The 8,045-nt window shown below is 60.4% G+C and carries 10 protein-coding genes, 1 tRNA gene and 1 pseudogene; 5 read left to right on the forward strand and 7 right to left on the reverse strand.

Annotated features, from left to right (window positions below):
* Positions 1-169 precede the first annotated feature (169 nt).
* Together PDMSB3_RS38535 and PDMSB3_RS38540 are read left to right on the forward strand one after the other, a co-directional pair.
* Positions 170-640, forward strand: a complete 471-nt coding sequence (locus PDMSB3_RS38535; protein ID WP_456093780.1) for a Tn3 family transposase — start codon at positions 170-172, stop codon at positions 638-640.
* Positions 640-1,292: pseudogene (locus PDMSB3_RS38540) on the forward strand (Tn3 family transposase). Before PDMSB3_RS38535 ends, PDMSB3_RS38540 begins: the two are co-directional and overlap by 1 nt.
* A gap of 432 nt (positions 1,293-1,724) precedes the next feature.
* Here the strand turns inward: PDMSB3_RS38540 and PDMSB3_RS36810 are convergent.
* The 5 genes from PDMSB3_RS36810 to PDMSB3_RS36830 form a co-directional block, all read right to left on the reverse strand.
* Positions 1,725-2,219, reverse strand: a complete 495-nt coding sequence (locus PDMSB3_RS36810) for a carboxypeptidase regulatory-like domain-containing protein (RefSeq protein WP_165190101.1) — start codon at positions 2,217-2,219, stop codon at positions 1,725-1,727.
* A gap of 146 nt (positions 2,220-2,365) precedes the next feature.
* On the reverse strand, positions 2,366-2,872 hold the full coding sequence (locus tag PDMSB3_RS36815; protein WP_165190103.1) for a hypothetical protein: 507 nt from the start codon (positions 2,870-2,872) through the stop codon (positions 2,366-2,368).
* A gap of 18 nt (positions 2,873-2,890) precedes the next feature.
* On the reverse strand, positions 2,891-3,220 hold the full coding sequence (locus tag PDMSB3_RS36820) for a hypothetical protein (protein ID WP_165190105.1): 330 nt from the start codon (positions 3,218-3,220) through the stop codon (positions 2,891-2,893).
* Between the two features lie 83 nt (positions 3,221-3,303).
* Positions 3,304-3,525 carry a hypothetical protein gene (locus tag PDMSB3_RS38520; protein ID WP_197740329.1) on the reverse strand — a complete coding sequence of 74 codons (222 nt, stop codon included), beginning with the start codon at positions 3,523-3,525 and terminating at the stop codon, positions 3,304-3,306.
* A 929-nt stretch (positions 3,526-4,454) separates the two neighbouring features.
* Positions 4,455-4,616, reverse strand: coding sequence for a hypothetical protein (locus tag PDMSB3_RS36830; RefSeq protein WP_165190107.1), 162 nt, complete (start codon positions 4,614-4,616; stop codon positions 4,455-4,457).
* A gap of 55 nt (positions 4,617-4,671) precedes the next feature.
* Between PDMSB3_RS36830 and PDMSB3_RS36835 the strand changes: the two genes are divergently transcribed.
* A complete protein-coding gene (locus tag PDMSB3_RS36835) occupies positions 4,672-4,860 on the forward strand; it encodes a hypothetical protein (RefSeq protein WP_165190109.1) in 189 nt (62 codons plus the stop codon).
* A 354-nt stretch (positions 4,861-5,214) separates the two neighbouring features.
* Here PDMSB3_RS36835 and PDMSB3_RS36840 read toward each other — a convergent pair.
* Together PDMSB3_RS36840 and PDMSB3_RS36845 are read right to left on the reverse strand one after the other, a co-directional pair.
* A tRNA-OTHER gene (locus PDMSB3_RS36840) sits at positions 5,215-5,275 on the reverse strand.
* A 252-nt stretch (positions 5,276-5,527) separates the two neighbouring features.
* Positions 5,528-6,058 (reverse strand): DUF1269 domain-containing protein, encoded by a 531-nt coding sequence (locus PDMSB3_RS36845; RefSeq protein WP_165190111.1) that lies wholly within the window; start codon positions 6,056-6,058, stop codon positions 5,528-5,530.
* A 436-nt stretch (positions 6,059-6,494) separates the two neighbouring features.
* Here PDMSB3_RS36845 and PDMSB3_RS36850 point away from each other — a divergent pair, with 436 nt between their 5' ends.
* Together PDMSB3_RS36850 and PDMSB3_RS36855 are read left to right on the forward strand one after the other, a co-directional pair.
* Positions 6,495-7,148 (forward strand): BON domain-containing protein, encoded by a 654-nt coding sequence (locus PDMSB3_RS36850; RefSeq protein WP_165190113.1) that lies wholly within the window; start codon positions 6,495-6,497, stop codon positions 7,146-7,148.
* Positions 7,149-7,333: 185 nt separating this feature from the next.
* Entirely contained in the window at positions 7,334-8,017 is a 684-nt protein-coding gene (locus tag PDMSB3_RS36855; RefSeq protein WP_165190115.1) for a type 1 glutamine amidotransferase domain-containing protein, read from the forward strand.
* The last annotated feature ends 28 nt before the right edge of the window (positions 8,018-8,045 follow it).

The following is an 8,045-nucleotide window of genomic DNA, read 5'->3' on the forward strand; positions in this document are numbered from 1 at the left end:
CGGCGAACCGCACGCTGATCTATCAGGCCATCACGGCGTCGATGCCGCAGCTCAGCATCCTGGATCTCCTCACCGAAACCGAGCAGTGGCTCGACCTGCATAAACTGTTGGCCCGCTGTCCGGGTTTGACGCGAAGATTGACGATCCGCGCAAGCGTTTCATCACGACGCTGTTCTGCTACGGCGGCAACCTCGGTCAGAGCCAGACGGCGCGCTCGGTGAAAGGGCTCACTCGCAAAGAGGTCGCCTGGCTGAACCTGAAACACGTCCCGGAGGAGCGACTCGACAAGGCGAACGTGAAGGTGATCAACGCGTACAACCGGTTCGCGTTGCCAAAATACTGGGGCAGCGGGAAGCGCGCGTCGGCCGACGGCACCAAGTGCAGTCCTGTACGAGCAGAACCTGCTGTCCGAGTATCACGTGCGCTACGGTGGATACAGCGGGATCGGCTGCTATCACGTATCCGACATGTACATCGCGCTGTTCAGTCACTTCACCCGTGCGGCGTCCACGAAGCCGTCTACAACGTCGATGGGCTGATCCTGAACGGCGCCGACATCAAGCCCGGTACGATCCACGGCGAACGCCGGCGCAAAGCGGTCCGGTCTTCGGTCTGTCGTACGTGGTGGGAGTCAACCTGATGCCGCGCATGCGCAACATCAAGGATCTCGTGCTGTACAAGGCTGACCGGCGTCGCAAATACAAGCACATCGACAGCTTGTGCCGTCAGGCGATTGACTGGGCGCTGATCGAACGGCACTATGCCGACATGATGCGCGTTGTGGTGTCGATCAAGGCGGGCAGGATGACGCCGTCGAGGATCCTTCGCCGCCTCGACTCGGAGAGCACGAAAAGCAAGGTCTACTTCGCATTCCGGGAGCTGGGGCGCGTGATCCGGAAGTTGTTCCTGCTGAAATATCTCAAGGACCCGGAGCTGCGTCGCACGATTCACGCGGCGACCAACAAGAGCGAGCAGTTCAACGACTTCGCTCAGTGGCTAATGTTCGGTGGCGAAGGCGTTATCGCTGAAAACGTCCGGCGCGAGCAGCGCAAGGTGATCAAGTACAACCACTTGTCGCAAATATGGTGATCCTGTACAACATCCAGTGGATGTCGCGCAAGCTGAAGGAATTGCAGGAGAAAGGGCATCCGGTCGACGCCGAGATCCTCAAGGTGCTGTCGCCGTACCGGCGCGAGCACATCAACCGGTTCGGGGACTATCTGCTGGATCTCCTACGCCCCGTTCCGCCGCTCGATCCGATCATCGATTTCGCATTCAGGTCAGCTGCCTAGACTGAGATATGGCGGATTTTTAACGATCCCGGGCAAGCGTCGTCACGGATCGCGGGCAAAGGTCAACCAGCACCGCGACGTGGATGTCCGCTTCCGAAGGGGCGGAGGGATCACCCCTGACCCTTACCGGCCCTTCGCCTAGAAAAAAGGGCAAGTGTTCGTCAGCATCGGTTGGGCAGACGTATTACCGCATCCGTCGGCAAACAGTTCTACTGTGCTGCGCAAGCAAGCACTGTGTGGACACTGCAGTCGTAGCCTGATGTCGTGTGCGGCAGCGCGCCGGCGCGTGACAGCCAATTCTGCGCGCCCACAAGCGGCCAGGCGACGGGTGGCAAAACGGCATGCAGCCGCTAAAAACAAAAGCCACGGGGCGAGCCCCGTGGCAATTCACTAGCGGCGAAACCTGGCCCGCCTGGACGATCTTCCAGCGCGCTATTCGACGTTCCAGTAGAACGCCGCCTGCGTGCTGCCTTTGCTGGCAATGCTGACGGTCTTCGTCTGATCACGGTCCTTGTAGGTCGCGTGCACCGTATAGCGGCCGGGACGCAGCTTGACCAGCATGAACGGGCCGAGCGAATCGGCTTGCAGCACCTCGTTGTTATGTGCGTCGACAATCCGGACGTGGACATCAGCGAGAAAGTCCGATCCCGGTCCGATAAACTGCATCGATAGCGGCCAGTGGCTTCGCGCGCGCTTCAGCGCCGACGATTCGTCCTGGCCGACGCCGCCCGACACGTAGGACACGTCGCCCTGTTGCTGGATCTGCGGCAAGCCTCCGCCGTTTGCGTTGCCGGCACCGCTGTCGGTGACGGTGCCGCCGACCGCTCCAGTGGCCTGCGCCGCAAACGCGGTGCCGGCGGGGCCGAACGCGAACGCAGCCGCGAGGGCCGCGGCGACAGCCATACGCTTGTTGCTTTGTGCTTTCATAGCATCCCTCCTTATATCTGAACGTCTGGATTGCACGGAAAATCGCTGGTACGCGCCCGCCCTCGTTGATCGACGGGACTGCGCTCTCCTGTTACGAACCGGCTATTTACCTCCGAGCCGCCACACCAATGCAGTGTGCCTCATGATCAGCTCGCCGGAGGCGGCGGCGAACCCGGGGGAGGTGGTGGCGCGGGCACATAGCGACCGGTGGCCGGCGCGGTCATCATCTGGCCGGGGAGCGGAACGCGATCGCCGGCCGCATACATGCATTGCTTGTATGCGTAGTCGTAGCGACGCTGCACATCGTCCGCGGTGGTTTGCGCAGCGCCAGCGCCGAGCACGCTACCCGCAAGCAAGCCGGCACCCGCGCCCACGGCAGCGCCACGGCCGCCGTTGAACGTCGCGCCTGCAGCCGCGCCGAGTGCAGTACCTACCGCGGCGCTGCCCACCGCGCTGGTCGTCGCAGCCTGGTTTGCGGAGACTCCGCCCACCTGCTCGGATGCAAATTGCCTGCACGAGCCGTCGTCGATGCGGAACTGATCAAGCGTCTTGCCGGTGCCCGGCAGTGCCATGACGCTCGGAGCCGTCGGCGCGATCGTGCAGGCGCTCACGCAGGTCAGCGAGGCGAGTAGGGCGAACGCAGAACGTTTCATTTCGTATTCCCCGGATCGTCAATTGGATGATGCTGGCTGGCCCGGCACTTCACGCCACCCACCAGGGCATTCCTTCACATACGGGTAGTAAGCTTTCGACGCGTCGCAGTAGTACCAGGACCCGCCTGGTCGCGCCTGTCCGGCTGACGGCTGCCCTTGTTCGACGTAGTTGTCCGGGACGGCCGGTACGGCTACGACAGGCGGGTAGTAATACGGAACCGGGGTCACCGGGTAGTAGTATGGGTATACCGGCCCGACGAAGACGCCGACGCGTGCGGCATGCACTACGCCGCTCGCGCAGCCGCCGGCAATAGCTAACAGCATGATGAGAGTTTTTAGCCACTTCATAATGTTCTCCTAAGCAAATAGATAGAACACACATGAATCGCGAATCCGCACTGATTCGCCGTAACAAAAAGCAGTAACGAACGCTAAACCATTCCTGTGCGCAACAGAATTACCCGTGGCATCACTGGATTTTCCCGGTTGTCACACGGCGGGCTTCCGCGCTGTTCCGGCTTCATGCCGGGCGCGAAGGCGCCGCGCCTGACGGAGCGGATGCTGGACAGGAAGCCCCAGAAGAGTTCGTCGATCCGCCGCTGAAAGCGGTCGAACTCGCCGAAGAGGTCTCTCTCGAAGTAGAGATCACTCATGGTCGTGTCCTCCTTGCATTTACCAAAAGAAGGCGAACGGGCATACGCGCTCGAGTTCACCTGCCAGGCCTCTGGCAAACAAATCGAAACACGCAGCGCGATAACGCGACTGCCTGAGCGAATCCCAGAATAGGAACACCCGCGCGAAATTTCAAGGGGGTGCCGGATAGCCGCAGGGGCGCGACGGCTGTCGGGACAGCCGTCGATCGCCGCCCTGTGCCCTTGAAAAAACGAGGGCTCGACGCGGTGATTTCTTAGCCGCTCCTGACCGCCAAGGCCTCGGTTCGTAACAAGCCGTCCAGGGCGAAATTGTGAATTTCGCATACTGAATCGACGGCACCGAGCCGAGTTTTGTGCGAGCAGGCGTTCATAGACGCCAAAATTCAGATTGACCTCGGCCTGCGCAACCGTGTTCACCGTCAGCTGCTCGGGCAGCAAGCCGAGCAGACAACGTGACCGCGCCGTCCTTGACCGCGACCCCGATGTCTGACGGATCGATGTCCGGATCCCACTTCAGTTCGTACTCCACGTCTGTCTCGCTTGATGTTGTCGTCGGTACTCATCGCTGCGCTCGTCGGTTTGTTGATGGACTAACGCGCGCACGCGGGCCGCGCCACGCGAATTCATCCATCGTAAGGCGTGCCGGCGTGCATGTCTTCCCTCTGCCTGCGCAGTTATTGCGCAATGCTGCTTTTAGTTCCGCCCTTCCTTGCGAGTGAGCATGACGACTTCGCGAACGTGGACGGCACTGTCAACGTAAGGAAATGGGCCTGAAGCCTAGCCCCCGATCACGGTAAATTTCCACGTTGGGCCGCGAGACCTTCCGACTTGTGCGGGCGCCTCGAACAAATCTACGCACACTGGAAACGCTGTTTGCAGCCCGTCGAGAAGCTCGCTCTGTTGCTTTCCAGTACCGACGACGGCTGAGTCTAGTTCTTCGCAGGTTGTTTTTCGGGCTCAGGGTGAACAGCAATCGGATCGCTCGCAGGGAAGGTCTCTTCGAGCGCTTCGTCGAGTTGTTCGTCCAGGGTCATCGGCGCTTCCTGGCCTCGACTTTCGACTTCCGAGGTCGACGCGACTGTTTTTGTCATGTTGCCCTCCATAAGGGAACCAGCGGAATTTCGCTATTGCAGCGGCGTTGTGTGCATGCAATCACGGCTATTGGAGGCGGAGACCGCCATCTTCATCACGCAGATCGAAAATCGTGGCATCAACGACATTCAGATCGACGTCACCGATCTGCCGGGGGGCGCGAGAGATCGGCGCGTGCATGAAGCAGGGGATGCTCGACCCCGGCATCGCGCCCAACAAGCTGCTCGCGAAGATCGGTTCTGAGTTGACAAGCCTGAAAGGCTCGCCTTTCTGACGCACGATCTGGCATGCAGATGCTCCCCGGGTTTCTCGATTTGGCGGCGCTTTGTGCGCCTTGGAACCCGAACGCTAACGGCGGGCATTACCTAAAGGGAACATGTCGCTCGTTTCACACACATTTTGTACTTCCGGCGCGCTTCCGTCTTACAAGCGACCTGGATCTTAGACGCAGCGCAGACGACTATGTCGAGTGCCTTGCCTTCGGCGCATAGCGATCTTATCTGTGGGCAATTCACATAGACGAGCCCTGTCAGGACGACCGCTGCGAGCGCCGCAATAGTGGTGCTTCCTGCTTGCATACCGTCCTCCACGGGACGCGCCGTACTGGATTCGAACCGGTGACCAACGGATAAAAATCCGTTGCTCTACCTTCGGAGCTCAAGACCCGAAAGAGACCTTGCCCGGCCGACGCTCAGTTCGCGCAACTGCTGAATTTCGATTTTCCGGCCTCCAGATGCAGTCGTATCAGTCTTCGGAAGTTTAAGCGTGAGCACCCTCCAATGTCGAACGGCGCGTCGATGTGATCGACGTCCACACGGTATGGTCCGCATAGTGGTCGGAGCGCTGATCCGACCCAGATGCGAACTTGAACAGAATTCAAGATCACAACCCTGATGCAGCGCAGGGGGGCTCATGCTGTCGTGCCGCTGCTGTTCAGGCTCTCTAGCGCCTTCTTCAGGCGTTCCTCCTGATCGTTCGTGAGAGACGTCTTTAATATCTTTCCGCCGAAAGGCTTCAGCTCTGGGAGGACCTTGTCGAAATTCACGCGACGCACGAGGATGAAGAGCGCCGACGAACCCGGCTCAATATTCTGGCCCGTCGAACGCATGAAATCGTCATCGATTCCATAGTCCGAGAGCGCGCCCGACAACGCGCCCGTGCTAGCACCGATGGCCATGCCCGTTGCCAGCCCGACGAGCGGATTGAGCAACATCAGCCCAACCAGCGCGCCAAACATACCGCCCCAAGCCGCACCGCTGAGCGCGCCGATCTTGACTAGATCGACGGCTTGCTTGAGGTGTACCTTGCCCTTTGCGCTACGGACCACGATGCAGGCATCCTCAAGGTCGATCAGGTGCTCCTTTTGCATCTGCTGGAGCTTGGTCAACACCTGGTCGGCCGTGTCTTCGCCTTTGAAGCTTACAACGACTAGATCGCTCATCGATTTGCTCCTTTCTCTGGGAAATAGGCCGAGGCCCTTCCGCGGCAAGACGGTTGAATTCATGCCCAGCGCAACGCGCAAGCCGGTCGACCGCGCCGCAAAGCAGCGGCGGTGCCAGCCAGCCTTGCGTGTCCCGGCCGGCCCGCACCGTCGGATGTTGACGGGGCCATTGATGCGATGACTATGACATCAAGACTAGGTTCTTGCCGGGTGCACTTCTTCCTCATTCCTGCGAAGACGTGTCGGATCTCTGCGCTCCTGCTGCGCGGATTTCAGATGTGAACGTACGGCAGCATTCCGAAAAAATTGCGCAGGCGCAGGGAAGAAAATCGGCCCGGCGCGCCCTACCGTTGTCCTACCGTGGACGGATGCGTGTGGCGCTGCGCGTGGCCCGCGTGCGCGCGTTAGTCCATCAACAAACCGACGAGGAGCAGCGATGAGAACCGACGACGACATCAAGCGGGACGTGGAGTACGAACTGAAGTGGGATCCGGACATCGATCCATCAGATATCGGGGTTGCGGTCAAGGAAGGCGCGGTCACATTGTCCGGTTTCGCGCGCAGCTTCCGGCAAAGGCGCAAGGCCGAGGAGGATGCGACGCGTGTGCGCGGCGTGCGGGGGGTGGCAAACGATGTGGAGGTGCGGTTGCCGCTGATCAACAAACGGCCCGATCCGGAGATCGTGCGCGAGATCATTGCCCAACTGAAGGCCGAGCTCCCTTATGCGGCGGACACCGTCAAGGCGGTCGTCAGGGATGGAAACGTGACGCTGAAGGGCGAAGTCGAATGGGACTACCAGCGCCGCCGCGCGGCCGACACGGCGCTGCGGGTGAGCGGCGTGACCGGCCTGACGAACGAGATCGAGATCAAGCCGAAGGTCAAGCCCGAGGATCTCAAGCGCAAGATCGAGGACGCGTTCAAGCGCAACGCGGAAGTCGACGCACAGCACATCACGGTCGAGGCCGAAGGCAATAAGGTCGTCCTGCGTGGTACGGTCCGCTCGTGGGCCGAGCGCGAGGAGGCCGAGCGGGTCGCATGGCTTGCCCCCGGTGTGATACACGTCGACAACCGGATCAACATCGGGCGCTGACAGGCCACTGGAGACAGGGCGGCTCGCTTGTATAGCCAGTGGCCGAGGGGCGGGAACGGACGCAGCACCAAAACCGGAAACCCCCTCAGCGCTCCTGACAGCCGCATACTGCCAGAATGACTTGGGTTGATGACACCACTCTTCGGCTCGTTGCAAAATGAATTGAACGGACTCGCGAGGTTGTCATGAAAATTCTGGTGGTACTGACTTCACACGACCAGCTCGGCGATACGGGCCGGAAAACCGGATTCTGGCTCGAAGAGTTTGCCGCACCTTATTACGTGTTCAAGGACGCAGGCGTCGAGATGACACTCGCTTCGCCAAAAGGCGGGCAGCCGCCCCTCGACCCCAGGAGCGACGATCCGGATTCGCAAACCGAAGCGAGCCGGCGTTTCAAGAAGGATAAGGAAGTGCAAGCGGCTTTGGCAAATACAGCTAAGCTGTCAACTGTCTCGGCCGCGGACTATGACGCCGTGTTCTATCCCGGCGGGCACGGACCGGTATGGGATCTGGCAGAAGATCCGCAGTCGATCGCATTGATCGAAACCATGTATGCGGAGGGAAAGCCGGTCGCCGCGGTTTGCCATGCTCCCGGTGTGCTGCGTCATGCAAAGGCGTCCGATGGCTCTCCGCTTGTGCGCGAGAAACCCGTAACGGGCTTTGCCAATTCGGAAGAAGCGGCCGTCGGTCTTACCGAAGTGGTGCCTTTCCTCGTCGAGGACATGTTGAAGAAGAATGGAGGCAAGTATTCGAAGGGGCCGGATTGGCAATCCTACGTGGTTGTCTCTGCAAACCTGATTACTGGCCAGAATCCCGCGTCGTCGGAAGCAGCAGCAAAAGCGCTGCTCTCGAGGCTGAGCATGGCCTGATACGACGCTTGAGTTGAAGGAGTGAGTC

The sequence above is a fragment of the Paraburkholderia dioscoreae genome (genome assembly GCF_902459535.1).
Lineage (GTDB): Bacteria > Pseudomonadota > Gammaproteobacteria > Burkholderiales > Burkholderiaceae > Paraburkholderia > Paraburkholderia dioscoreae.